Annotated in this window: 22 protein-coding genes; 7 read left to right on the plus strand and 15 right to left on the minus strand. The window is 67.7% G+C overall.

Annotated elements, in window-relative coordinates; all coding sequences use genetic code 11:
* Positions 1-140: 140 nt before the first annotated feature.
* From CQ040_RS10355 to CQ040_RS10380, 6 genes are all read right to left on the minus strand, one after another.
* Positions 141-1,142, minus strand: a complete 1,002-nt coding sequence (locus tag CQ040_RS10355) for a hydroxyacid dehydrogenase (RefSeq protein WP_105528163.1) — start codon at positions 1,140-1,142, stop codon at positions 141-143.
* Positions 1,143-1,174: 32 nt separating this feature from the next.
* Positions 1,175-2,236 carry a dihydrodipicolinate synthase family protein gene (locus CQ040_RS10360; protein WP_105528162.1) on the minus strand — a complete coding sequence of 354 codons (1,062 nt, stop codon included), beginning with the start codon at positions 2,234-2,236 and terminating at the stop codon, positions 1,175-1,177.
* On the minus strand, positions 2,236-3,270 hold the full coding sequence (locus CQ040_RS10365) for an NAD(P)-dependent oxidoreductase (protein ID WP_105528161.1): 1,035 nt from the start codon (positions 3,268-3,270) through the stop codon (positions 2,236-2,238). Before CQ040_RS10365 ends, CQ040_RS10360 begins: the two co-directional genes overlap by 1 nt.
* 19 nt (positions 3,271-3,289) lie before the next feature.
* A complete protein-coding gene (locus CQ040_RS10370; protein WP_105528160.1) occupies positions 3,290-4,195 on the minus strand; it encodes a carbohydrate ABC transporter permease in 906 nt (301 codons plus the stop codon).
* Positions 4,192-5,097 (minus strand): carbohydrate ABC transporter permease, encoded by a 906-nt coding sequence (locus tag CQ040_RS10375; protein WP_105528159.1) that lies wholly within the window; start codon positions 5,095-5,097, stop codon positions 4,192-4,194. The genes CQ040_RS10370 and CQ040_RS10375 overlap by 4 nt, the downstream gene beginning before the upstream one ends.
* A gap of 92 nt (positions 5,098-5,189) precedes the next feature.
* On the minus strand, positions 5,190-6,431 hold the full coding sequence (locus CQ040_RS10380; RefSeq protein WP_105528158.1) for an ABC transporter substrate-binding protein: 1,242 nt from the start codon (positions 6,429-6,431) through the stop codon (positions 5,190-5,192).
* A gap of 190 nt (positions 6,432-6,621) precedes the next feature.
* Between CQ040_RS10380 and CQ040_RS10385 the strand changes: the two genes are divergently transcribed.
* From CQ040_RS10385 to CQ040_RS10395, 3 genes are read left to right on the plus strand one after another with little or no spacing between them, the layout of a single operon-like run.
* Positions 6,622-7,806: an ROK family transcriptional regulator gene (locus CQ040_RS10385; protein WP_105528157.1), complete on the plus strand. Its 1,185-nt coding sequence runs from the start codon at positions 6,622-6,624 to the stop codon at positions 7,804-7,806.
* Positions 7,803-8,828, plus strand: coding sequence for a Gfo/Idh/MocA family protein (locus CQ040_RS10390; RefSeq protein WP_105528156.1), 1,026 nt, complete (start codon positions 7,803-7,805; stop codon positions 8,826-8,828). Before CQ040_RS10385 ends, CQ040_RS10390 begins: the two co-directional genes overlap by 4 nt.
* Positions 8,825-9,850: a Gfo/Idh/MocA family protein gene (locus CQ040_RS10395; protein WP_105528155.1), complete on the plus strand. Its 1,026-nt coding sequence runs from the start codon at positions 8,825-8,827 to the stop codon at positions 9,848-9,850. Before CQ040_RS10390 ends, CQ040_RS10395 begins: the two co-directional genes overlap by 4 nt.
* 25 nt (positions 9,851-9,875) lie before the next feature.
* Here CQ040_RS10395 and CQ040_RS10400 read toward each other — a convergent pair whose 3' ends face one another.
* From CQ040_RS10400 to CQ040_RS10410, 3 genes are all read right to left on the minus strand, one after another.
* Positions 9,876-10,697, minus strand: a complete 822-nt coding sequence (locus CQ040_RS10400; protein ID WP_219844748.1) for a GSU2403 family nucleotidyltransferase fold protein — start codon at positions 10,695-10,697, stop codon at positions 9,876-9,878.
* Positions 10,682-11,761, minus strand: a complete 1,080-nt coding sequence (locus CQ040_RS10405) for a hypothetical protein (RefSeq protein ID WP_146113949.1) — start codon at positions 11,759-11,761, stop codon at positions 10,682-10,684. The genes CQ040_RS10400 and CQ040_RS10405 overlap by 16 nt, the downstream gene beginning before the upstream one ends.
* Before the next feature lie 266 nt (positions 11,762-12,027).
* Positions 12,028-14,136 (minus strand): DUF11 domain-containing protein, encoded by a 2,109-nt coding sequence (locus CQ040_RS10410; protein WP_105596227.1) that lies wholly within the window; start codon positions 14,134-14,136, stop codon positions 12,028-12,030.
* Between the two features lie 463 nt (positions 14,137-14,599).
* Here CQ040_RS10410 and CQ040_RS10415 point away from each other — a divergent pair, with 463 nt between their 5' ends.
* Together CQ040_RS10415 and CQ040_RS10420 are read left to right on the plus strand one after the other, a co-directional pair.
* Positions 14,600-15,604: a magnesium and cobalt transport protein CorA gene (locus CQ040_RS10415; RefSeq protein WP_105528152.1), complete on the plus strand. Its 1,005-nt coding sequence runs from the start codon at positions 14,600-14,602 to the stop codon at positions 15,602-15,604.
* A gap of 132 nt (positions 15,605-15,736) precedes the next feature.
* Positions 15,737-16,180 (plus strand): DUF11 domain-containing protein, encoded by a 444-nt coding sequence (locus tag CQ040_RS10420; protein ID WP_181157065.1) that lies wholly within the window; start codon positions 15,737-15,739, stop codon positions 16,178-16,180.
* A 113-nt stretch (positions 16,181-16,293) separates the two neighbouring features.
* Here the strand turns inward: CQ040_RS10420 and CQ040_RS10425 are convergent, their stop codons facing one another.
* Positions 16,294-16,761: a hypothetical protein gene (locus CQ040_RS10425; protein ID WP_105528150.1), complete on the minus strand. Its 468-nt coding sequence runs from the start codon at positions 16,759-16,761 to the stop codon at positions 16,294-16,296.
* Positions 16,758-17,666: an LssY C-terminal domain-containing protein gene (locus CQ040_RS10430; protein WP_105528149.1), complete on the minus strand. Its 909-nt coding sequence runs from the start codon at positions 17,664-17,666 to the stop codon at positions 16,758-16,760. Before CQ040_RS10430 ends, CQ040_RS10425 begins: the two co-directional genes overlap by 4 nt.
* A 113-nt stretch (positions 17,667-17,779) precedes the next feature.
* Between CQ040_RS10430 and CQ040_RS10435 the strand changes: the two genes are divergently transcribed.
* Both CQ040_RS10435 and CQ040_RS10440 read left to right on the plus strand, forming a co-directional pair.
* Complete coding sequence (locus tag CQ040_RS10435) at positions 17,780-18,256, plus strand: tetratricopeptide repeat protein (RefSeq protein WP_258131250.1); 477 nt, start codon at positions 17,780-17,782, stop codon at positions 18,254-18,256.
* Between the two features lie 67 nt (positions 18,257-18,323).
* Entirely contained in the window at positions 18,324-18,698 is a 375-nt protein-coding gene (locus CQ040_RS10440) for a PadR family transcriptional regulator (RefSeq protein ID WP_181157063.1), read from the plus strand.
* Between the two features lie 63 nt (positions 18,699-18,761).
* Here CQ040_RS10440 and CQ040_RS10445 read toward each other — a convergent pair whose 3' ends face one another.
* The 4 genes from CQ040_RS10445 to CQ040_RS10460 are packed head-to-tail and all read right to left on the minus strand — an operon-like array spanning position 18,762 to position 23,542.
* A complete protein-coding gene (locus tag CQ040_RS10445) occupies positions 18,762-20,570 on the minus strand; it encodes a glycoside hydrolase family 15 protein (protein ID WP_105528147.1) in 1,809 nt (602 codons plus the stop codon).
* A 15-nt stretch (positions 20,571-20,585) separates the two neighbouring features.
* The gene (locus CQ040_RS10450) at positions 20,586-21,884 is read right to left on the minus strand and encodes a hypothetical protein (RefSeq protein ID WP_219844747.1); all 1,299 of its coding nucleotides are present in this window, start codon (positions 21,882-21,884) and stop codon (positions 20,586-20,588) included.
* A 1-nt stretch (position 21,885) separates the two neighbouring features.
* Positions 21,886-22,854 carry an NmrA family NAD(P)-binding protein gene (locus CQ040_RS10455; RefSeq protein WP_105528146.1) on the minus strand — a complete coding sequence of 323 codons (969 nt, stop codon included), beginning with the start codon at positions 22,852-22,854 and terminating at the stop codon, positions 21,886-21,888.
* 52 nt (positions 22,855-22,906) lie between these two features.
* Positions 22,907-23,542, minus strand: a complete 636-nt coding sequence (locus CQ040_RS10460) for an NADPH-dependent F420 reductase (protein ID WP_105528145.1) — start codon at positions 23,540-23,542, stop codon at positions 22,907-22,909.
* Positions 23,543-23,575 lie beyond the last annotated feature (33 nt).

Here is a 23,575-nt window from a genome sequence, read left to right on the forward strand (position 1 = left end):
CGCCGCGAACTCCCCCGCCGCCCCCGCATCCGCATCGTGCACCCCGACGACCTCGGCACCGAGCGCTCGAACGTTGGTGGCGTCGGTGTACGGGTGCGAGTGCGCGAGTCCGGCGAAGGCCACACGCAGCGGCGTACCGGTCATGCCATCGAAGACAGCTGGTCGCGGGAGACGGTGTGTGCGAGGGAACGCCCCGCGGCGAAGGCCTCGACCTCGTCGGCGACGATCCGCCCCTGACGCAGTCGTCCCTGACTCGTGCCCGCCGCCCGGTGCGGGGTGACCAGCACGCCGGGCAGCGTCCGGAACGGGCTGTCCACGCCGAACGGCTCCTCGTCGAAAACGTCGATCGCCGCGCTGAGCCGGCCGCGCTGGAGTTCCTCGATCAGCGCGGCCTCGTCGACGAGCCAGGATCGCGCGGTGTTCACGAGCCCCGCGCCGTCGCGCATGAGGGCGAGCTCGCGGCGACCGATCAGGTGGTGGGTCTCGGGCAGGGTGGGAGCGTGCACGGCGACGATCTGCGCGCGCGTCAGGGCTTCGTCGAGCGGCAGAAGCTCGGCCCCCAATGCTGCAGCGGCGGCGGCATCGATCGTCGGGTCGACCAGCAGCGGCACGGCGCCGAGGGCGCGGATCAGTTCGAGGTATGCCCGGCCGGTACGAGAGGCTCCGATCACGGCGATGGGTGTGTCGAGGATCTCGCGCTGCACGCCCACGGCATCCGCGTCGTACCAGCCGTCGCCGGCGCGCAGCGCGTTGTGCATCTCGGGCACGCGGTGCAGCAGCGCGAGCGTGAAGGTCAGCGATACTTCCGCGACCGGCCGTGCCATGCCCGCACCCGCCTGGGTCACGACGACACCACGATCGAACAGCTCATCGGTCGCGAAGGGCTTGATGGTGGCGCCGGTGTGCGCGATGAGTTCGAGCTTCGGCAGCGATGCGAGCACCGCGGTGTCGAAGGGGCCGACACCCCAGCTCGTGATGACGATGCGGGCTTCGCCGAGCTCCGCCTCCGCGAGCCGATCGACGCGCACGAATGAGCCTCCGAGACGAGCGGCGACCCCGCGCAGGCGCTCGGCATCCTCGCTCGAGAAGAACTCCGCGAAGAGCTCCTCCGAGACGACCGCGACCACGGTCGGCGCGCTCATGCCAACACTCACCTCGACACTCACCTCAACGCTCATGCCAACCATGCCTCGAGGTTCTCGGCGATGAAGGCGTCGTCGTTCAGGTCGGGATACGCGTGGCGCACCCGCTCGATCTCCTCGGCCTGCCCGGGCGAGAGGCCCTCAGCGGGGTCGAGGCACCAGACGCCGTCGAGCAGACCCTGTTGGCGCAGCATCTCGTGCACGCCGGCGATCACTCCGGCGAAGTCGTTGCCCGGGTCGAACACCGCCTGGTTCACGTCGACCATGTCAGAGGCGACGAGTCCCAGCTCGCGGTAGGCGTCTTCGTCTCCGTCCATCGCCCGCTGCGCGCGTTCGAGGAGTGAGACCGCCGCCCGGGTGCCGACGGCCCACTGGCCGAGCAGCCCTCCGACGAAGCGCAGCGTGCGCGCACCGGAGGGCGACTCCACGTGGAACTCGGAGAGCAGGTCGGCCACGATCGCGTCGTCGTTGCCGGTGTAGAGCGCGATCTCGTCGGCCCGGCCGGAGGCGGCGACCCCGCGCACCAGCTCGAGCGTGCGGTAGCGGTCGAAGGGTGCGGCCTTGACCGCCACGACGGCCGGGATCGAGGCGAACTCGCGCCAGAAGTCCCGGTCGAGCACGGGTCCGCCGATCGCGGTCTGCAGGTAGAAGCCGACCACCGGCAGCACCTCACCCACGGCACGGGCGCGTTCGAGCAGGGCGCGCTCGTCGGCTCCGGCGACACGAGGACTCACCAGCACGGCGTCGTAGCCGAGGTCGCGGGCGAGCTCGGCCTCGGCGACCGCCTGGGCCGTGCCACCGGCCACGCCGGCGATGCGCACCACGTCGGCATCCGCGCGGGCATCCAGCTCCTCCGCGGCGAGCGCGAGCACAGGCTCGAACAGAGCGTGCTCGGGGTCGCGTATCTCGAACTGGGTGGTGTGCACCCCGACGGCGATGCCCCCGGCGCCCGCGTCGAGGTAATACCGGGTGAGGGCGCGCTGGCGGCGTTCGTCGATCCGCCGCTCTGCGGTCAGCGCGAGCGGGTGCGCCGGGATCACGGCCCCGCGGGCGAGGGTGGCTGCGGCCTCCGGTCGCAGGGTGGGAACCGCCATCAGAACTTCCCGTCCCGCACGGCCCACTTGGTCGGCTTGGCGATCATCGGGAGGCCCTTCTCGATCCAGCCGGCCTGCATGCCGATCAGGGTCTCGGCCGAGACGGACGGGTAGCCGAACAGCGCCATGCAGCGACGTGCATCGCTGAGCAGCGCGGTGGGCTGCGGCTCGTCGACGATCTCGACCTCGCGGTCGAACAGGGTGCCGAAGCGGCGGGCGATCGATTCGACGCTCAGCAGCTCGGGGCCGGTGAGGTTGATCGTGAACGGGGCGGTCGAGGCATGCACGAGGCTGCGGAGCACCACCTCGTTCGCGTAGCCCTGCCAGATCACGTTGACGTTGGCGGTGGCGACCGAGACGGGCTGCCCCGCGTGCACGGCGCTGCCGATGTCGGCGAGCACGCCGTAACGCAGGTCGACCGCGTAGTTCAGGCGGATGATGGCGACCTTGGTGCCGCGCTCCTGGGCGCCGAACTCGAACACCCGCTCGCGTCCGAGGCACGACTGCGCGTATTCGCCGATCGGCGCGGGCTGCACCTCTTCGGATGCTCCGCCGGACGACGCCGGCAGGAAGGGGTAGACGTTGCCGGTCGACAGCACCGAGATCGCGCTGTCGCGGTAGCGGCGGGCGACGCGATCGGGCAGGGCGGCATTGACCTCCCACGCCCAGGAGGCGTTGGTCGCAGCGCCGAACTTCGCGCCGGCCATGAACACCACGTTCGGAGCATCAGGCAGCGATGCGAAGTCGTCGTTCTCGATCAGGTCGAACGAGACGACCTTCACGCCCGCGGCCTCCAGACGCTCGCGGATCGCGGCGTCGCCGAACCGGGAGACGGCGTAGACCGCATCGTCCTTGCGCCCGGCGGCGTCCATTCCGCGGCGGGCGAGCATCGCGAGCGTCGGGCCCATCTTGCCGCCCGCACCGAGGATCACGAGGTCGCCCGCCCCGCGCGCGAGGTCGTCGATCAGGCCGGCGCTCGGTGTCGCGAGCGCCTCCTCGAGATCGGCTTCCGAAGCGAAACTGTGCTGAGTCATGTCGTGCTTTCCCTTCTTCTCAGCCCTTGATACCCGTACCGGCCACGCCCTCCTGCACGTACCGCTGAGCGATGAGGTACGCGAGGAAGATGGGCAGCAGCGCCACGACGGATCCGGCGAGCATGGTGCTCAGCGGGACGTTCTGCTGCTGCAGCGACGAGATGCCGACGGTGAGTGTGAACATCGCATTGGACTTCGCGATGATGAGCGGCCACAGGAAGTCGTTCCAGTGCCACAGGAAGACGAAGATGCCCAGCGTCGCCAGGATCGGCTTGCACAGCGGCAGCACGATCCGCAGGAAGATGCGGAACTCCCCTGCTCCGTCGATGCGGGCGGCCTCGAACAGTTCGTCCGGGAGGCCCGAGATGAACTGGCGCATGAGGAACACGGCCTGCGCGTTCGCCAGCGACGGCAGGATCAGGCCCCAATAGGTGTCGACGCCGCCGAGGTTCGCCATCAGGATGAACGTCGGGATGAGGGTGACGTGGAACGGCACCATCACCATCGCGAGGAACGACCAGAACATCACCTCTTTGCCACGGAAGCGCTTCTTGGCGATGGCGTAGCCGGCGAGCGCGGAGAGGAACAGCACCGCGACGACCGAGACGAGCGAGTAGATGAGGGTGTTGCCGAGCCAGCCGAGGATGTTCTGTCCGGCGAGCACCTGCTCGTAGGCGTCGAACGAGATGTCCTGGAAGGGGAGCAGGGAACCCGGGAGCTCGACGACCATGCCGGGCTTGAGGCTCAGCACGACCATCGCGTAGAAGGGGAAGAAGCTGAGGATGCCGGCCAGGCTCAGCCAGATCCACCGGCCGACGACCCCCCAGCCGGTGGGCTGAAGCGCGCGGTAGGCACGACGCTGCTTGGTCGACATCTTCGGCGGCGTCGCCGGCGTCTGGGTCGGAGGCTGCAACAGAGCGGTCATTTCTGCTTTCCGATCACCAGGCGCTGGATGAGCGCGACGACGAGGGTCATGATGAACAGGGCCACACCGATGGCGGCCGCGTAGCCGTAGTCGAAGTAGCGGAAGCCCTGGTCGTAGAGCATGTAGACGAGCGAGTAGCTGGCGTTCGCAGGCCCGCCCTGGGTCATCACGTAGATGACGTCGAAGACCTGGAACGCGGCGGTCGTCTCGATCACCGCGAGGAAGAAGAAGGTCGGCCGCAGCACCGGGAGGATGATGTACCGGAAGCGCTGCCAGGCGTTGGCGCCGTCCATCAGCGCCGCCTCCTCGAGCTCGCGCGGTACGTCTTGCAGGGCGGCGATGAGGATCATCATCCCGTAGCCGAATCGCGACCAGACGCCGACGACGATGATCGCGGGGATCACGAGGACGGTGCTGCCGAGCCAGGATCCACCGAGACCGAGTGGCGTCATCAGCGCCGACCAGGGTCCGTTCGCGGAGAAGATCCAGACGAAGATCGAGCCGGCCAGCACGAGCGAGGTGATGACGGGGAGGAAGAAGATCGAGCGGAAGAAGCGTGCGCCCCGGAAGGCCCGGCGCACACCGAGGGCCATCACGGTGGAGAGCACGAGCGCGATCGGCACGGCGAACACCGTGTAGATGAGGGTGGTGCCCATCGCCCGCCAGAACAGCGGGTCGGCGACCATGCGCTGGAAGTGGTCGAGACCCCGCCAGGAGATCTCACCGGTGATGTCGTAGTCGAAGAAGCTCAGCGCGACGCCCACGATGCTCGGGCCGAAGCGGAAGGCGATGAACAGGAGGAAGGCGGGAAGCACGAACAGGAAGGCGATCCGCGCCTCACGTCGTGCGAGCACCCGCGTGACCCGCCCTGCGGGCCTCTTCGCCGTGGTTGCCGTGGTCATCAGTGGTACCTCACGTGGGTGGAGTGAAGGGGTGGAAGGGGCGTGCGGAGTTCGGGCTCCGCACGCCCCCGATCCTGCTACTTCTCGATCAGCTACTTCTTGATGAGCGGTGCCGCAGCTGTCGCGGCATCCTTCAGCGCGTCCTCCGGAGACTTGTCTCCGAGGAGTGCGGCCTGGATCTCCGGCGCGAGCACGCCCATCAGCGCACGCGACGAGGCGTTGAGTTCGCCCACCGTGGTGTCGGGAACGTACTTCTCGACCTCGCCGAGCAGCGGGTCATCCGCGTACAGCGGCTCGGTGGTGCTGAGCGCCGAGAAGAAGCCGGCGGCCTTCAGGTACGGCTCGACCACGTCGGCGCCGGTCGCGAACTCGGCGAACTTCGCCGCGGCATCCTGCGCCTTGGAGCCCTTGAGCACCGAGAGCGAGCCGACCGTGCCGTAGGCCACCGTCTCCTTGTCGGTCAGCGGTGCGAGGACCTTGACGTTCTCCTCGCCCCAGAAGGGCAAGACCTCGGGGACCGCGTTGTTCCAGGTGCAGCCGACCTTGCCCTGCGCGATGGCGGTCTGCTCGAGCGGCACGTTCGTGGTGAGCGCCTCGGGGTCGAGGGCGCCGGCGTCGGCCAGGTCGGTGAGGAAGGTGAGCGCCTGCTCGCCGGCCTTGCTGTCGAAGCCGACGTCGCCGTCCTTCGTGTAGACCTCGCCACCGGCCTGCCACAGCAGCGGGTAGTAGGTGAGGTTGAGGGTGTTCTCGGCCGATGCCGGGTAGTTCAGGGCGTACATGCCCTTCTCCGTGAACTTGGGGGCCATCTCCTTGATGTCATCCCAGGTCTCGGGGTACTCGGTGACGCCTGCGGCTTCGAAGGCTGCGGCGTTGCAGATGAGGGGCTGGGCACTGGTGAGGATCGGTGCGCCGAGGATGTCGCCGTCGAGCGTGACCGACTTCTTCACGTTCGGCAGCAGGTCGCCCTGGCGCTCCTCGCTCAGCAGATCGTTGAGCGGCGCGATCGACTTCTGGTACGCCGCGAGCTGGTCGGGGATCAGGTAGACGACGTCGGGGCCCTTGCCGGCCGCGATCGCGGTCTGGAGTGCCTCGTCGCGGTTCGCCCACGGGAAGATCTCGTACTTGACGTTGATGTTCTCGTTCTGCTTCTCGAAGTCGGCGATCGTCGAGTCCCAGAAGTCCTTGTGCACCGCCTCATCGGCGATGACCGGGTAGAGCCAGACGGTGATGTCCTGCTCGCCCTCTGCGGTGTTGCCTCCGCCGGCCGAACATCCGGCCAACAGGGTGGCGGCCGCGATTCCCGCGACGACGCCGGTGATCTTGCTGACGCGCATGGTGCTCCTTTGCTTATACCGTGCTGAGTACGGTTCATTATGACACTGCAATGGGATAATTCGTCAAGTACAAGTTCTCAGACCCGTGTTTCAGCCGTGTTTCTCGTTCGAGAACAACAAAGCTTGATCTGAGAATTGGGTGTGCTAATTTGATCGCACCCGGCGACGGAGAAGAAGAAGGGACCCGCACATGGTCGTGACCAGTCCGCTCTCGATCGTTGCGCGATCTGCTCTGCAGCTGCGCGACGCCGGGCCTGCGACCGTGAACGACCTCTCACGGTCGCTCGAGATCTCGCGCACCTCGGTCGAGAACGCCGTGACGGTGCTGGCCGACTCCGGCCTGATCGTCGATGCCCCTGTGCACAACGGCGGCGGTGCCGGACGCCCCGCCCGCCGTTACTCGTTCCACGCCGCTGCCGGGACCGTGGTCGGTGTCGACATCGGCGTCGCGAGCGTCCGTGTCGTGCTGGCCGACCTCGCAGGTCTCGTGATCGCGCAGCGCAGCTACTCCGGAGTCGCCGAGCAGCCGGACGGAGCCTCGAAGCTCGCCGCCGTGATCGACGATGTGCGCCGCACGCTCTCCGCCGTCTCGATCCCCGCCTCGAAGGTGCGGGCGGTCGGCGTCTCTCTCCCCGGCATCGTCGACGACGCCGGGCGCGTGACCACCTCGGTCGTGATCCCCGAGTGGTCGGGCATCGACATCGGCTCGCAGCTGCGGCACGCGTTCGGCTGCCCCGTCGCGGTCGACAACGGAGTGCGTCTGGCCGCCGTCGCGGAACACCATCTCGGAGTCGCGCAGCTCGTCGACGACGTGATCTACCTCTCGGTCGGCAACCGCATCGCGATGGGTCTCATCCTCGGCGGACGCCCTCGCCGCGGCATCCACAACGCCGCCGGCGACATCGGCCGCCTCGCCTTCCGCGGGCTGAACACCGAGACCGGGCAGATCTCGTGGCGCACGGCCCCGACCGCCGCCGAGGTGTTCACCCTCGCCCGCGGCGGAGACACGGCCGCGCAGCAGGAACTCGACGGCTTCATCGACGAGCTCGCCCACGGCATCGCCACCCTGACCATGACCGTCGACCCGGCCATGATCGTGATCGGCGGCGGACTCTCCGCAGCCCACGAGCAGCTGCTCGATCCGCTGCGGGCCGCCCTGCCCGGCCACCTCGGGCTGCCGTTCCAGGTGCCGATCGCCGAAGCACGACTGGGCGCCGAAGCTGCCGCCCACGGCGCGGTCGTGCACGCATTCCACCGGCACGCCGCCGAGATCTACGGCATCGAAGACATGCCGGCACCGCCCATCACCCCCCTGCCGCACGAACCGGCCGGGACCGACGACACGACCGTCGAGAACATCGAGGAGAAGCAGTGAGCACGTTGAAGGTCGGACTCATCGGCGCCGGCGGCATCTCGCGCGTGCACGCCGATGCCTGGCGGGCGCTGGGCGCCGAGGGCTATGTCACCTCGCTCGTGGGGGCGGAGGAGATCGCCGACGAGTACGGGTTCGAGCTCGTCGACGACGTCGACACGCTCATCGGACTGGTCGATATCGTCGACATCGTCACCCCGAGCAGTACCCATGCCGACTTCGCACTGCGGGCCATCGCCGGAGGCTGCGACGTGATCTGCGAGAAGCCGCTCGCGGCCACGGCCGAAGCCGCCACCACCGTCGCGCGGGCCGCAGAAGCCGCCGGCGTTCGGCTCTTCCCGGCCCATGTCGTGCGCTACATGGGCGAGTACGCGCAGATCAAGGCGGGCATCGATGCCGGCCGCATCGGCACCCTCGCGGTGCAGAGGTTCAGCCGGGCAGGGTCCGCACCCCAGGCGCCCTGGTTCTTCACGGAGAGCACGGGCGGCGGAGTGATTCGCGACCTGATGATCCACGACATCGACCAGGCGGTGTGGTTCGCCGGCCCCGTCGCGACCGTCTTCGCGGTGCAGAACCCGCCGACCGTCGATGACAGGGTGCCCGCGCCCGTCACCTCACACGTCGTGCTCACCCACCGCAACGGCGTCATCAGCCACATCCACGGCAGCTGGGTCGCACCGGGCATGCCCTTCCGCACGAGCGTCGAGGTCGCCGGCTCCGAGGGGCGACTGCGCTACGACAGCGCCGACGACAACGCGCTGCGCACCGACGCGGTGGCCCCCGAGGGCGCCACCGACTACCTGCCGCCGATGTCGCCGCAGGAGAGCCCGTACTACGCCGAGATCGCCGACTTCGTCGCCGCGCTGCGCGAAGGCCGTGAGGCCAGGGTCAGCCCTGCGGACGGCATCGAGGCCGTCGCCGTGGCCGAGGCCGCGTACGCCTCGATCGCCGCCGGCGCTCCGGTCACGCTGTCCGACCGCTCCCCTGAACGCTCCGCCTCCGAGGCCGAGGAGGCTGCCCGATGACCACTCCCACCCCGCTGCGGATCGCCGTGCTGTCGTTCGCGCACACGCATGCCCTCAGCTACGTGCACGCGCTGAAGGAGATGCCCGGGGTCGAGCTGATCGCCGCCGACCCCGACGGTGCCACGGCTCCCGACGATGCCCCTCGTGGCGCCGCGCTGGCCACCGAGCTCGGTGTCGCCTACGTCGACAGCTACGACGAGGCCTTCGCCTGGAGCCCGGATGCCGTCGTCATCGCCGCCGAGAACTCCCGGCACCGCGCCCTCGTCGAACGTGCAGCCGCGGCCGGGGTGCACGTGCTCTGCGAGAAGCCGCTTGCCACCTCGGTGGAGGACGCGATCGCGATGCGCGAGGCCTGTGAGCGGGCCGGCGTGATCCTGATGGTCGCCTACCCGGTGCGCTTCGCCCCGAGTGTTCGCGACGCCATCGCCGAGCTGCGCAGCGGCCGCCTCGGGAAGATCCTCGGCGTCACCGGCATCAACAACGGAAAGCTCCCTCAGGACCGGGCGTGGTTCACCGATCCGGAGCTGGCCGGGGGCGGCGCACTCGTCGACCATGTCGTGCACTGCGCCGACCTGCTCGACGAGTTGCTGGGCGAGCGGGCCCGGTCCGTGCGCGCGGTGTCGAACAGCATCCTGCACGCGCAGCGAGAGCTCGAGGTCGAGACCGGCGGACTCGTCACGATCCAGTACCCGAGCGGTGTCATCGCCACGATCGACTGCTCCTGGAGCTGGCCGATGAGCTCGGCCACCTGGGGTGGGCTCACGCTGCAGGTCGTCGCCGAGCGCGGGACGGTCACGGTCAGCCCCTTCGCCAAGGGCGTCGCCGGGCACGATGCGCAGGGGGAGACGTGGAGTCCGGTCGGCGCCGACCTCGACGCCCTGCTGCTCGACGAGTTCATCCGCGCCCTGCGCGAGGGCCGGCAACCCCAGCCCGACGCCGGCGTGGGCATCCGCACGGTCGAGATCGCCAAGGCCGCGCAGGCCTCCGCATCCCGCGGCGGCGAGGCCGTCGCGCTCGACTGACTCCTGGCTGGGCCGCTCGGCCCCGTCAGCTGTACAAGGAAGATGCGAGATCTTGGGCAAGGATGCTCGCCGCCAGAGAAGTCTGAGCAGGATCACCGATCCCCACCTCAGCGCGCCCCGCCATCTCGGCTCCCGGCGAATCCGGCCCACCGACGAAGAGATCGTTCAGTAGCACAAGCGCACGCTCTGTGGTCGGACGACTTAGATTCTGAGCGAGCAGATTTTGCAGGTCGGCCTTCAGCTCTTCAGCCGACGTCGACACCAGGATTCTATAGATATCGTGAGCGTCCTTGTCTTGCCGCCTCCTGGGGTCAAGACGACGCTCCTCGATCTTGTGTAGCTTGGCGACGATCAAAGCAGCATTTCCCGCAACACGGACTTCGACAGCCCGATCGTCCCCATCCTCGAACGCCTCGACAGCCATCACGGAGTTGTCCACCAGAGCCGCTTCAAGGCCCACCGTCCTGCGCATGGCGCGGCGGTCGTGCGGTGGGACCGTGACTCCGCGGCGCCCAGCACCCGCCACAGCATCAGGAACCATCAAGTCGACAGGGGTGCCATCCGCCGACACCCAAGCTCCGGGATTCGGATTGCGAGGGTCGCGTACGAATCCTGCAGCGGTGAGCGCTTCTTCGAGACGTGGATCCGGCCGCAGTCTCCTGGGATCGATCGCCAGGTCGGCATCCGTGGTGAACTCCGCAAGCGCCACCGCCGCGCGCCCCGTCCGCAGGTAGATGGCCTGCGCACCAACGAGAACCGTTGCACCTCGGTGTCGGCCCAGTGCACTGAGCGCGTCCAGCAGTGCCCTTCGCGCACGCACGACCTCTGGGTTCACACCAACCGCCATGCATTCTCGTTGACCCGCATCCAGCGGATCAGCTCTTCTGCCTCCTGAGCGTCCCGCCCGGGGCCATTCAGAAGGTCCGTTGCGACTTGCGCCGGCGCAACACGCCAGATGCCCTCCGCGAGGGTCCCCGCGCGTTCGAATGCGACCGCCTTCGTCGAACGTGGTTCCAACAACACGACGTTCGCCCCGGTATCGGTCGGACGTATGCCCCACCGCTTCGACTCATGCCCGGCATCCAGGACGTACACGAAGATCGACCGAACAGGTGCGACACTCGTCCACGCACGCGATGCTGCGGCACCAGTCACGGCGTATGGCTCACTTCCGACTTGAAGGGACGCTTGGAAGTGCTCGACTCCCCGGGGATCTATATAGCGCGTCACGCTGTTCTCGGTCAGGAAGTTGTAGTCGTCAGCCCACGCACGGAGCAACCGCTCCCATGACGGAATCGTCCAGAGACCTTCTTCGCGATCGGCGAGCCCTTCACGATCGAGATACTCAAGTACCCGATAAGTGGCACCGGTTGAGGCACCGGATTCTGCGATGAGATCCCGGACCTTCCAAGAACGCGAGTAGTCGAGCAGAGCCCGCACCACCCGCGCTGCAGGATCACCCTTGAGTGTCCCCCGAGGTCGCCCAGGGCTTCGTGACGGATCGCGGTCGCCTCCTCGGTCGGAGAGGAAGAACCCCGGCTCGATGGCCGAGACCATGATGTTGCCCGTCGCATCGGCGTAAGAGACCCCGATCCTTTCGATTTCCTCCCTCACCTGCGGCGCGAGGTAACGCGCGAGCAGCAACGGGACCGCCTCCTCCGCAGCGGCACGCTCCCGAAGCTTCTGCGCAATGCCTGCCGCTTGACGTCCCGTAGGAGCGCCGGACTTCACCTCGATCACGATTTTTACCCGCCGCCCATCCGGAGCAGACAAGGCGAACTCTGCATCCGCGGGTGAACGTGGATTGCTGCCAAGAGAAGAGGACGCCAGCGCCCACCCAGGCGGAATCCTCTCGCGAATCAACTCGACCACCGTGCGGAGCACCTGAATATCCGAAGCAGGAACTGTCATGGCGCCCTTCCCTTGAACTTCAGCAGCTATTGCCCGCTGCGAAAGTCGAACTGGCAGCGCCCCTCGAAGATATCGTGCGTTCGGGAAATTGTACAGTTCCGCACGTTGCGGAATACTTCCATAAGACGAACATCAATGCCTGGCCTCGGAGTCGCGGCGCTCGTCATACGGTTGGCGCGACTCCGTGGCGGCTGACGTCAGCGGCCACGGATCGACGGAACGGCCGGTCGGCACTCAGCCGACCGACCGTTCCCTTTCCGGTCGCGTCAGTTCGCGTCGAAGCCCTCACGGCGTCGTCCGCGGACGAACAGACCCACCCCGACTGCGATGACCAGAACCGCACCCACGAGACCCCCGACCGCGATGTCGCCTCCCGTGATCGCGAGACCTGCGGGCGGCGGCGGACGCCGGTCGTGCGTGGTGCTGCACTCCGTGGTGCAGCCAGGGCTCGTCACGGTATTGACGAGCACGCCGTCGCCACCGGTGCCGACGGTGACCGAGTAGGTGATGGTCACCACGTCACCCACGGCCAGGTCGCCCCGCCACGCCAGCATTCCGGTGGCATCGTCGATCGAAGCGGTGCCGGACGACGCCACGAGGTCGTCGTTGTACGCGGCGTCATCCAGCACCTCGGTGAGGTCGTCGTCGAGGAGCGCGCCCGGCACGGCTGCCAGCCCCTGCTGGGTCACGGTCAGCGTGTAGGTGATGACAGACCCTGCCGCTACCGCACTGCCCGATGCGGGGTCTGACTTCTTGACCACCGTGTACCCGCCGACCGGGGTCTCCGTCTTGTCGGGGGGAGTGACCACCGGAGGCTTCCCCGGCGGGATACCGGTTCCGGTCGCGGTGTTGACCACCTGTCCGGCGGCGAGGTCTGCCGCGGTGATCGCGTAGGGCTTGTCGGCCTTGCACACGACCAACTCCGAGGGCGCCAGGGCGTCGGGAGCACAGGTGACGCCGATACCTGCCGCGGTGAGCTTGTCGTCATCGATCGCGAGACCGGTGAGGTTCGTGTTGCCGGTGTTCGTGAGCTGGAACTCCCAGTTGATCTGATCTCCGACGTCGCTGTACCCGTTGCCGTTGACGTCGACGACTCCCGTGACCCGCTTGTCGAGGGTCATCCCCGGAACGAGGGGATCGTTGAACACGGTGCAGATGACGGCGATGCCGGCGACCTGCGGAATCGTGATGCTCCCGGAAGGCCCGGTGCCGGAGCTGATCTTCGCACCCTGCGCCCCGGCCGCGTCGGAGCACTCCCACCGGGCGGCATAGCCTGCGAGATCGGTCGTCCCTGCAGCCGCCTCGGCGAAGTCGTAGGTGACGCCGGGCTGCACGATCACGGAGCCTGCCCGCTCGGCCGGAGACTGCGTCTGGAGTCCGAGATCGGTGCCCTCGGTGATGCCGGTGGTCCCGGCGCCCGGAACGATGCCGCCACCGGTGATCGACAGGGCGAACTGGTCGGTGGGCTGCACCCGGCCGGCGACGTTCTTGAGCACCGTCAGGGTCGGCGGTGCTCCGCAGGTCGCGAAGTCCGACACCAGCGAGCCCGCGATGCCGGTGACCGGAACGTTCCCGACGAGCGCACCCGTGGTCGCGTTGATGCGAAGAATCGGCCCCGACCCGCCACCGACGTACAGCTCGCCTGTTCCGCTGAAGGCGACGGCCGCGTACGACACCCCGGCGACAGGATCGATCGCGGTGAGCAGAGACGAGGTGAACGAGGAGTTGGCGCCGGTTCCGGGGATCGTGCCATCGACGCGGAGCAGTCGGCCTCCGTCGGAGGCGCTTCCCACGATGTACATCTGCCCGAGGGTGTCGAAGGCGAAGTCGCTGTTCGCGAGCGCGACGCCGTCGGGAAGCTGGATGGTCGCGGCGACGCCCAGGTTCGTGTTCGTCGCGGGGTCGTAGACGGCGATCTGATAGCTCGTGCCGCCGAGCCCGAGCCCGCCGTAGTAGTAGAGGCCGTTGGTCGGGTTCACCGCTCCGCCGACGCTGCTGTAGCCGGTGAGCACCTGCGCGGGGGTCGAGACGAAGGAGTCACTCGACATCGTGTAGTTGTACACCTCACCGGCTTTGGTGAAGAAGAGGTTCCCCCCACCCGGCGCGATGCCGACCTGGTTGACGACGTCGCCGCCAGGGAGATCGACGGCTTTGGTGGCGGTGCCGGTCTCCGAATCGATCTGCCAGAGGTCACCGTCACCGGTGCCCTGACTGGTCGCGTAGACCGTGGAACCCGTGCACTGCAGATTCGATGCCGCCTGGGCCGATGGCGCATTCGCGGCAGAGACTCCGACGAGACCTGCCGAGACCATCAACACCGCGGCGATGCCGCCCCATAATCCGCGAGAGCGCGGACGGCCGTGGGCAGTGAACATGGATTCTCCTCCGTTGCGGGTGTGCATCGCTCGAAACCGGGAGGTCGGGGTGGCGCTCAGGTCGGGCCTGGCACGACGACGCGGATGAGAGGCATCGCTGATGCCTCGGACCTCCGGTGCGGTCACGATGATACGTGAAGGTAACCTTCTACCCCTAGAAGGTGAAGTGAAGAATATCGCTCGCGCTGAGGCCTCAACCTCGGTCACTCGCCGTCAGGCGAAGGGCGTATACTGACGCGTTGGGTCATCAGACCCCGAAGAGTCCCGAAAGGCGGTGATGGCGATGTCCGATGATAGTTACGACGCCGCCCTCGCTGCGTCGCGACTCCCTGCGCTAGCTCGTTGACCTTCCGGTCCGCTTTCGCACGTCCTTCTCCGCAGCCGTCGGCGGCGTCATCCGCCCCCTGACGAATCCGCGCACGGAGCTCTCTGCTGCCGTGCACTGCGAGAACGGAGCCGCATCATGGCCCTCATCGACAACGGCGTGTACGTCCACGGACGTCGCGTGGAGACCCCGAAGAACCTGGACGAGACCTACCGGATGCTGGATGCTGCCGGCGGCATCGCCTGGATCGGCCTGTACCGACCCAGCCCCGAGGAAGTGGCGTCGGTCGCTCGCGAGTTCGACCTGCATCCGCTCGCCGTCGAGGACGCTCTCTCCGGTCACCAGCGCTCGAAGGTGGAGCGCTACGGCGACACGCTGTTCGCGGTGCTGCGCCCTGCGCGCTACCGCGACGAGCAGGAGTCGATCGAGTTCGGCGAGCTGCACCTGTTCGTCGGCCCCGACTTCGTGGTGACGATCCGGCATGCCGAGTCGCCGAACCTCGCCGCCGTGCGCGCCCGCATGGAGGCGAACCCCGCCCTGCTCGCGATGGGCCCCGAGGCCGTGCTCTACGCGATCCTCGATGAGGTCGTCGACGGGTACGAGCCGATCGTCGCAGGGCTTTTGAACGACATCGACGAGATCGAGGACCAGCTCTTCGGCGACGGCGATGACGATGACGCCCTCTCCCGTCGCATCTACGAGCTCTCCCGCGAGGTCATCAACTTCCAGCGCGCCGTGCATCCGCTGAACGGGATGCTGGAGTGGCTGCGTCGCGGATCCGAGAAGTACCGCATCGACGAGGAGCTGCAGCGGTCGCTGCGCGACGTGCTCGACCACACGATCCGCGTCAACGAGAAGATCGACTCGTTCCGGGCGATCCTCGAGAACGCGCTGACCGTGCACTCCGCCCTGGTCGCCCGTCGTCAGACCGAGGCCGGGCTCGCGCAGAACGACGAGATCAAGAAGATCTCCTCGTGGGCCGCGATCATCTTCGCCCCGACGCTGGTCGGCACGGTCTACGGGATGAACTTCGACGTGATGCCGGAGCTGCATTGGGCGTTCGGATATCCGATGGCCATCGGCGCGATGGCCGCCTTCGCCGTCGCGCTGTTCGGGGTGTTCAAGTACAAGAAGTGGTTGTGAGGCCGCAGGGTCAAGCCGTCGTTCCGGGCGAACAACGCAAGATACCGGTTTTCGCGTGAAGAACCTCTCTCAGCCCCGCCTCTGAAGGTATGGCATATGCCATACCTTCAGAACGAAACGGAGCAAGAACACATGCGAACCTCACGCAAAATCATCGCCTCGACAGCTATCGCCGCAGCGGCCGCCGGCATCTTCCTCGCCGCACCCGCTCAGGCGGAGGATTACAGCCAGGACGTCACGGCAAAGGTCTCGGACGGTCGCATCTACGTGCAGCGCGGCGAGATCTACACCTACGACGTCATCCTCACCAACCACGCCTCGGAGGCCAAGACGGTCACCGTGAGCGATGCCCTTCCGTCGAAGCTCGCTTTCGTGTCGAGTGACGACTTCGTGGTCGGATCCGACGGCGCGCTCACCACCGAGGTCCAGATCGCAGCAGGCGCGACGGAGACCGTATCGCTCACCGTCCAGGCGAGCAGCACGCAGATCGGCAACGTGAACAACTTCGTCTCGGTCGATTCGAACAGTGGTCTCTCCCCCTGGCGCGCGTGGGACAGCAACGTGATCCGTCTCTGACCAGGATCGCCACGCACTTCATGAGTGCCTCGTGAACAGTCGACGCCCGGGAAGAGTGCCCCGTACTTCTCCCGGGCGTCGATGCGTGACCGCAGGGCCGCACCGGGAGCCCCTCATGCGTATGGTTCCCCGGTGCTGGCGAAGCGGGGATCGTTTCGCCGGGCGAAGCCTCGCGCGCTCTGCGCGGACAGGGCGAGCAGAACGAGGATGTCGAGGGCGACGCTCGCCAGCGACGTCCGGAACGTCACCTGGATGCCCGCGTTCCACCAGTCGAGGAAGACGGCGATGATGCTGATCGAAGCGAAGCTCATCGCCGCGATGCGGGCCCAGTTCGACCCGGCGAACACGAGGCCGGCGAGCACGCCGTAGAAGAGGTACCAGACGCCGAGCGCGCTGATACCGATGATGATGAAGATGTCGGCGACGTCCTGAGGCACGATCAGGACGCCGTCAGCCGAGGCGAAGATCTCCTGCCTGATCGCCGCCCAGTTCAGCACGTAGATGAGGATCGAGACGAATCCCCAGATCACGCGGAGCGACATCAGCACAGTGCCGAGCCCCGTGGCCAGCGGACGCTTCACGACAGGCCTCGCAGCTCCGTGACAGGCGCCTGTTCGACGGGCTCCTCCGCCGCACCGGCCGAGCGCACCGTGGTGACGTGACGGAGATCGATGACCGGCAGGTCGCCGTCGGTGTGGATGCTGTCGCCACCGCCGTTTCGTGAGTGATAGCCCGTCGAGAAGTCGCGGATGATGACGATGCGCACCCCGCTGTCGGCACCGCGAAGGGTGCGGACGATGTGATCGCGTTCGATGTCGATGTCGGCATCGATCTTGTGGGTCACCTGCAACGTGAACAGCGAGAACCCGACCGCGCGGTCGAACGTGCCTGCGGCCACCCAGTCCACCCGGTGCCCACCCGGGAGCATCCATCCTTCGGGACAACGCCAGAACCTGACGTGGTGCCGCTTCGCCGGGTTGCCCGCGACCTCCTGCTGATAGGCGAGATCCTGACGGCGACCGAACAAGAAGAGCGGACTGACGGGAGCCTCGTCGTAGCTGCGTCGCAGCAGGGTCGACAGCACGATCCGCCGAGTCGATGCCGCGGTGACCTCATCGGCCCGCGTCCACCCGGCGTCGGCCATGCATCGGGTGAGTTGCTCCTCGGTGCCGAGGACCGCGAGATTCACCGGGTCGCCGAGCAGCCCATCGCTCGTTCGCGCTCGACCGATGAAGTAGCTGGGCACGTAGATGCGGGTGAGGATGGAGTGCAGCCTCGGCAGCACGAGGTAGGCGAGGATCAGCCAGAACGCGATCGCGAACGCGATGGCCCACCAGCCCCACGAGAACGCCTCGGTGATGATGAGGTAGGCGAGCCAGATCGCTGCGAGCCCTGCGAACACGAAGAAGGCGTCGTCCAGCGCCGCGTTGACCGAGAATCGACGGCGCTGCACGAGCGGATCCCGCCTCTTGACCGGTTCCTCCATGTCCACATCCTAAAGACGCGACGCTCGAGCCGCACCGACTTTCGGGTCTGCCGCAGCCGATCTCACCCCGACCTCACCCCCTCCCGCAGATGCCGGTCTGTCAGGATGGCCCGATGGGTGAAACTTGGGATGCACGTATCGACCGCTTCTGGGAAACGGCGGACGAGGATCAGCCGGACCTCACGATCGCGACGATGCGACAGCTCGTCGATGAACGCCCCGGCGATGACCCTGACGCCACCTACGAGTGGGCGTCGGTGCACGACTTCCTCGGACGGGAGGCCGAAGCCGTTCCGCTGTATCGGAAGGCGCTCGCCGACGGCCTGTCCGGCGACAGGCGTCCTCAGGCGATCATCCAGCTGGCCAGTTCGCTCCGCAACGTCGGCGAGGCCGGTGCCGCCGTCGAGTTGCTGCAGGACGCAGAGGCCGATTCCGTCACCGGCGATGCGGCCCGCGCGTTCCTGGCGCTCGCGCTCTACGACGCTGGACGCCCCGGCGAAGCGCTGCGCGTCGCGCTGAAAGCACTCGCGCCGACCCTCCCCCTCTACAGCCGCTCCGTCTCCTCCTACGCAGACGAGCTCGCGGAGTAGCCTCACCCGGCGGGTGGGTTCGACACAATCATCCGGACAACCGATATATCGGTCTATTGTGAGAGCCGTGAGTGATGACAGCGTCGTCTTGTGGTCGCGTAGCGTCCTGCTGCCCGTGGCCCTCGCGATCATCGCGGCCGAAGGCGGCAGTCACGGCTACCGGATCAAGCAGCTGATGGAACAGAGCGGCTTCCAGCGCCCCGTCGACGGCGCTCTCTACCCGATGCTGCGCACTGCCGAAGCCGAAGGGCTGCTCGAGTCGTCGTGGCAGAAGGGTGAGCGCAAGCCTGATCGCCTGGTCTGCCGGATCACCCCCGCCGGAATGCGTCGCCTCACCGCCGAACGTGACAAATGGGCCACTTTCGCCAAAGACGTCGACCTGATCCTGCAGAGCGGAACCAGCGCAGGGCCACCCGCAGACGGACCTGGCCGTTCCGCGTAAGACGACGGGCCCGCTTCACGCCCTCGCCGCGGCCAGACTCAGAACACTGCGGCGTCCGGCTCCTCAGCGCGGCTGAGGCTCTGCTCGGGCCAGGGCATCGGCGGCACGCACCAGCGCGAGGTGCGAGAAGGCCTGCGGGGTGTTGCCGAGCTGCCGCGCAGAAACCGGGTCGTACTCCTCAGAGAGCATCCCCACGTCGTTCGCCAGAGCGCACAGCCTGTCCATGAGGGCGTGGGCCTCGTCGAACCTGCCGGTCACGGCATACTGCTCGACCAGCCAGAACGAGCACGCGAGGAAGGCACCCTCAGACCCCGCGAGCCCGTCCACACCCGTCCCGGTGCGATAGCGGCGCACGAGCCCGTCCGGCATCAGCGTCTGCTCGATGCGGTCGACCGTCGCCAGCATCCGCGGGTCGTCCGGCTGGCAATAGCCCACCTGAGGAAGAAGCAGCAGGGAGGCGTCGACCTCCGTCGTGCCGTAGTGCTGCACGAAGTGACCGTCGACGACGCCGTCGCGGTCGATCTCCGCACGCATCCGATCCCGCAGGCCGCGCCACCGCTCCACCGGACCTTCCAGACCGTACTCCTCCACCGCGAGCACCGCCCGATCGAACGCCGCCCACATCATCACCCGCGAGTGGGTGAAGAGCTGCGGCTCGCCGCGGATCTCCCACAGCCCCTGGTCGGGGCGCTCGATCTGCTCCGAGGCGAATCGCACCAGGGTCCGCTCCAGCGGCCACGAGAAGTCAGACTCGTCGAGCCCTGCCGCCCGCGCAGCCGAGAGCGTCACGAGCACCTCGCCGACGACATCCGCCTGATACTGCTCCGCCGCACCGTTGCCGATCCGCACCGGCGACGACCCCTCATAGCCGGGGAACTCCGACAGCACCCGCTCGGGGAGATCCCGCTCTCCTGCGGGTCCGTACATGATCTGGAGGTCGGAAGGATCCCCTGCGACCGCTCGCAACAACCACTCCCGCCACTGCCCGGCCACGCCGAGGAACCCGTGGGCGAGCAGCGCCTCGAGGGTGAGGGCGGCATCGCGCAACCAGACATAGCGGTAGTCCCAGTTGCGCACGCCCCCGATCTCCTCCGGAAGCGCCATGGTGGCCGCCGCCGCGATGCCCCCGGTCTCGTGGTTGGTCAGTGCGCGCAGGATCAGGAGCGACCTGACCACCTCGTCCCGGTGCGGGCCGTCGTGCGAGATCCGGTCGGCCCAGTCCTGCCACCACGCCTTCGTGGTCTCGATCTCGTGCTGCACGTCCAGCGTCGGCGGGAGCTCGAGATGCGAGCGGAACCAGGTCAGCTGCAGATCCCGTACGTCACCGGCCTCCACCGCGACCTCACCGCGATGCTGATGATCGATCGCCGTCAGGGGCGCGCCACGAAGGGCGACGGCATCCGGTCCTCCCATCGCGACCAGGCACGGTTCCCCCTCCGACCCGACCTGACGCACCCACGGCATCACCCTCGCGTAGTCGAAGCGGATGCTCAGCCTCTGCTCGAACGTCATCGATCCGCTGATGCCGACCACCCGGCGGATCAGGTCGGTGCGGCGGATCGTCGCGTTCGGATCGAGGCCGATCGGCATGAGGTCGTGCACCTCGGCCACGGCGTCCGCGCTCTCCCAGCGGGTGACGAGCACGAAGGTCTCATCGTCGTAGCGCCGGGTGCTCACCGCATCCGGATCGGTCGGACGGAGCAGCCACCGCCCGTGCGACTCATCGCCGAGCAGTGCTCCGAACGTCGAGGCCGAGTCGAGTCGCGGCAGACACAGCCAGTCGATGCTCCCCCCGGAGGAGACCAACGCAGCCGTTCGACAGTTGCTCAGCAGCGCGTAGTCCTCGATGCGCGCACCTGGATCATCCCCCACGACGATTCATCCCTTCTATTCGGGCGACCGGATGTCGATCCCCTCGAGGTCGATAGCCGCGTCATCGCCGATGGAGACGGCGACCGACCCCGTTCCCGTGGCCTCGACACCGCCGGTGATCGAGACCTCACCCGAGCGCCCCTCCACCTCCAGTGTGACCACGTTAGTCCCCCCGCTGGCGAGCTTTCCGCCGATGGCGAGCGCGTCGACGGATCCGCCCGCCGTGATGCTCAGGGCGATCGCCTTGAGAGTCATCTGCACCCCCTTGACCAAGCTCAGCCCCTCGCCGCCGCTCGTGGCGACGTCGCCGTCGACCGCGAGCCTCCCCATCGGCTTGCTGATCTGGATGCCGATCGACCCGTCGCCGGTGGTGCGGATGCTCTGGAACCTCGCATCGCGCAGCGTGCCGTCGTAGAGGTTGAACCCGCGGGCACCGTTTCCCGTGGTGACGATCGGCGCCCGCACGTCGAGGGTATCGAGTTCACCGAAGTTCACGAAGCCGATGCCGCTGGGACCGTGGGAGGTCACCGCTGCGGTCGCGGTCCACGTGCCGACCGATCCCCAGTTGTCGAGCACCATGTCGTTCGGCCCGTAGGTGGTGACGGGCCCGGTCGACTGCACGACGTCGACCGTCGCACCGCTGATCACGAACACTCCACCCGAGATCAGGTCCGGCGTCCGCGCCGGGATGGCGCCATCGGTGTGCACCTCTCCGGTGCGCAACAGCGTGACGTGCACGGTCCCCCCGTCGCCGTGCCCGTCCTGATCTCCGTGCCCACCGACGAAGATCCCGCTGCCGTACACCGGCTGGGCCTCGGTCCCGGCGGAGATGTCGAGCAGTTCGGCCGTCAGCTTCACCTCCGGATCCGCCTGACGATTCCAGAGCGTGAATCCTCCCTGCAGAGCATCCACACCGAACCCGTGCGGGCGATGGAACCGCCCACGGACGTCCGCGGTGATGACCCGCACGTTCTCCGCCTGCACGTGCCCTGCGCGCACACGATCCTCCGCCAGGATGACGATCTGCCCGCGCGTGGTGACATTGCGCAGCGTGAGGGTTCCGAGATCGGCGACCCCGGTGTCGTTGAGGATCGCCGCCTCCTCATCGGCCGTCAGGATCGTGATGTCTTCGAGCGTGTTGTCCGAGGTGAGGCGCACGCCCCTGGCCCCGAACTGCAGGGTCCCGCCGTGAAGACGCGTGCCGGGCGGAAGGGTGAATCCGGGAGCCCCGTTGATCGCCCCTCGCACCTCGATGTCCTGGGCCCCCGCCGCCAGAGCGTCTGCGAGTTCCTGCGCCGTCGATACCGTCACCATGTCAGCGGCCGCCGTTCTCGTCTGCGGTCAGCAACCCGACGTTCTCACGAGCCCACGTGGGGAAGTCCTTGAGCCCGGGGACCAGCTGTCGCAGCGCCGCCAGGTCGCGCGCTCCGGTGAACTCCGCGTCGAAGTCGCCGTAGTACTGGAACATGTTTGCCGTCTCTTCGCTCCCCGGACCCCCGGCACTGCGGGCGTCGTCGTACGAGACCGACCGGAAGCGCACCGGCTCCCCGAGCACCTCGCCCATCACAGCGGCATACTCGGCTCCGGTGAGGTGGTCGCCGGCCAACCCGATCGTGCGGCCGATGTGCTCGTCGCCGGCAGCCAGGATCGCGAACACCGTGCGCCCGATGTCGGTGACGTCGACACCCGAGAGGCGCTTCCCGTCTTCGATCGGAAGCGAGAGCGTCAGCACACCGTCTTCTTCCCTCTTCGGCCCCATCACGGAGGGCGCGAGGTTCTGGAAGAAGAAGGTCGTGTTCAGATAGGTGGTCGGCACGCCCGCTGCGGCGAAGAGTGCGTTCCCCTCGCCCTTGGCGTCGAAGTGCGGCACGTTGTAGTGCTCTTGGAGCACGGGCATGCGGGGGTCGGTGATCGGGAGCAGGTCTCGCGTGTCCTCCAGGGTCGACCACACGACGTGGCCGACCCCACCGGCAGCTGCCGCCCGAGCGAGAGTTGCGACCTCTTCGAGCTCGCGCGTCGCCGATCCGTGCGCCCAGAAGTTCGTCACCAGGAAGGCCCCGTCGACGCCGTCGAGCGCAGCGACCACGCTCGCCTCATCGGCGAAGTCCGCCTGCACGACTTCCGCACCCCTGGCCGCAAGCGCTCGGGCCGACGCGGATGACGGATCGCGCGTGAGTGCCCGGACGGTGAAGCGCCCCTCGGTGTCGGCGAGGATCGCATCGACAACCCCACCACCCTGCGCACCGGTCGCACCGGCGACGGCGATCTTCTTCGGTTCGTTCATGGTCGTTCCTTCTGTTGTTCTGCAGCGGGATACGGAATCGGGCGCGGGTCGCCTACAGGGCTGCGCGTGCCTCCTGTTCGGTGACCGTCTTGCCGAGACCGCCGAACTCGTGCAGTTCGCCGGACACCTCGATGCGGACGGACTGGTCGAGTCCGCCGACGTTCACGGGCGCGAACCCGGCGGTGCGGATCAGCGCTGCGACGGCGTCGCCCGCGGCCGTGTCATCGGTCGCATAGAAGAGTGCGACCGCGGGATCCTGGCGTGCGCTCACCTTGAGGGATTCTGCGCCGAGGGTTCCGAACGCTTTGACCAGCGAGGCTCCCGCGGGAAGCTTCGCGGCGATGATCTGCCCCGAGGACTCTTCCGGTGCGATGATCTTGACGAATCCGCCCTTCCCGTCGGGGCCGAGGGGGTTGGACGGATCGACGACGATCTTTCCGTCGAACACGTCGGAGTTCTCCTCGATCAGCTTCTTCGACACGTCGAACCAGACGGCGAGGATGACGACGTCGGCAGCGGCGACCGCGGTGCGCACGTCGGCGGATCGGGCGCTTCCACCGACGGCGGCGGCGAGAGCTGCCGCCTTGTCGAGGTCGTGCCCGGCGATGATGAGGTCTTCGCCTCCGGCCGCGAGGTCCTGGGCGATGATGCTGCCGATGTTGCCGGTTCCGATGATGGCTGTAGTCATGAGTGTTCTCCTGTGGTTTCTCTGCGGATGTCG

It is taken from the genome of Microbacterium sp. MYb54 (assembly GCF_002979515.1).
Lineage (GTDB): Bacteria > Actinomycetota > Actinomycetes > Actinomycetales > Microbacteriaceae > Microbacterium.

Coding starts and splice junctions, on each gene's coding strand:
- CQ040_RS10355 (WP_105528163.1), bottom strand. CDS start 1,142: ATGAGCGCGCCGACCGTGGTCGCGGTCGTCTCGGAGGAGCTCTTCGCG.
- CQ040_RS10360 (WP_105528162.1), bottom strand. CDS start 2,236: ATGGCGGTTCCCACCCTGCGACCGGAGGCCGCAGCCACCCTCGCCCGC.
- CQ040_RS10365 (WP_105528161.1), bottom strand. CDS start 3,270: ATGACTCAGCACAGTTTCGCTTCGGAAGCCGATCTCGAGGAGGCGCTC.
- CQ040_RS10370 (WP_105528160.1), bottom strand. CDS start 4,195: ATGACCGCTCTGTTGCAGCCTCCGACCCAGACGCCGGCGACGCCGCCG.
- CQ040_RS10375 (WP_105528159.1), bottom strand. CDS start 5,097: ATGACCACGGCAACCACGGCGAAGAGGCCCGCAGGGCGGGTCACGCGG.
- CQ040_RS10380 (WP_105528158.1), bottom strand. CDS start 6,431: ATGCGCGTCAGCAAGATCACCGGCGTCGTCGCGGGAATCGCGGCCGCC.
- CQ040_RS10385 (WP_105528157.1), top strand. CDS start 6,622: ATGGTCGTGACCAGTCCGCTCTCGATCGTTGCGCGATCTGCTCTGCAG.
- CQ040_RS10395 (WP_105528155.1), top strand. CDS start 8,825: ATGACCACTCCCACCCCGCTGCGGATCGCCGTGCTGTCGTTCGCGCAC.
- CQ040_RS10400 (WP_219844748.1), bottom strand. CDS start 10,697: ATGGCGGTTGGTGTGAACCCAGAGGTCGTGCGTGCGCGAAGGGCACTG.
- CQ040_RS10405 (WP_146113949.1), bottom strand. CDS start 11,761: ATGACAGTTCCTGCTTCGGATATTCAGGTGCTCCGCACGGTGGTCGAG.
- CQ040_RS10410 (WP_105596227.1), bottom strand. CDS start 14,136: ATGTTCACTGCCCACGGCCGTCCGCGCTCTCGCGGATTATGGGGCGGC.
- CQ040_RS10415 (WP_105528152.1), top strand. CDS start 14,600: ATGGCCCTCATCGACAACGGCGTGTACGTCCACGGACGTCGCGTGGAG.
- CQ040_RS10420 (WP_181157065.1), top strand. CDS start 15,737: ATGCGAACCTCACGCAAAATCATCGCCTCGACAGCTATCGCCGCAGCG.
- CQ040_RS10430 (WP_105528149.1), bottom strand. CDS start 17,666: ATGGAGGAACCGGTCAAGAGGCGGGATCCGCTCGTGCAGCGCCGTCGA.
- CQ040_RS10435 (WP_258131250.1), top strand. CDS start 17,780: ATGGGTGAAACTTGGGATGCACGTATCGACCGCTTCTGGGAAACGGCG.
- CQ040_RS10450 (WP_219844747.1), bottom strand. CDS start 21,884: ATGGTGACGGTATCGACGGCGCAGGAACTCGCAGACGCTCTGGCGGCG.
- CQ040_RS10455 (WP_105528146.1), bottom strand. CDS start 22,854: ATGAACGAACCGAAGAAGATCGCCGTCGCCGGTGCGACCGGTGCGCAG.
- CQ040_RS10460 (WP_105528145.1), bottom strand. CDS start 23,542: ATGACTACAGCCATCATCGGAACCGGCAACATCGGCAGCATCATCGCC.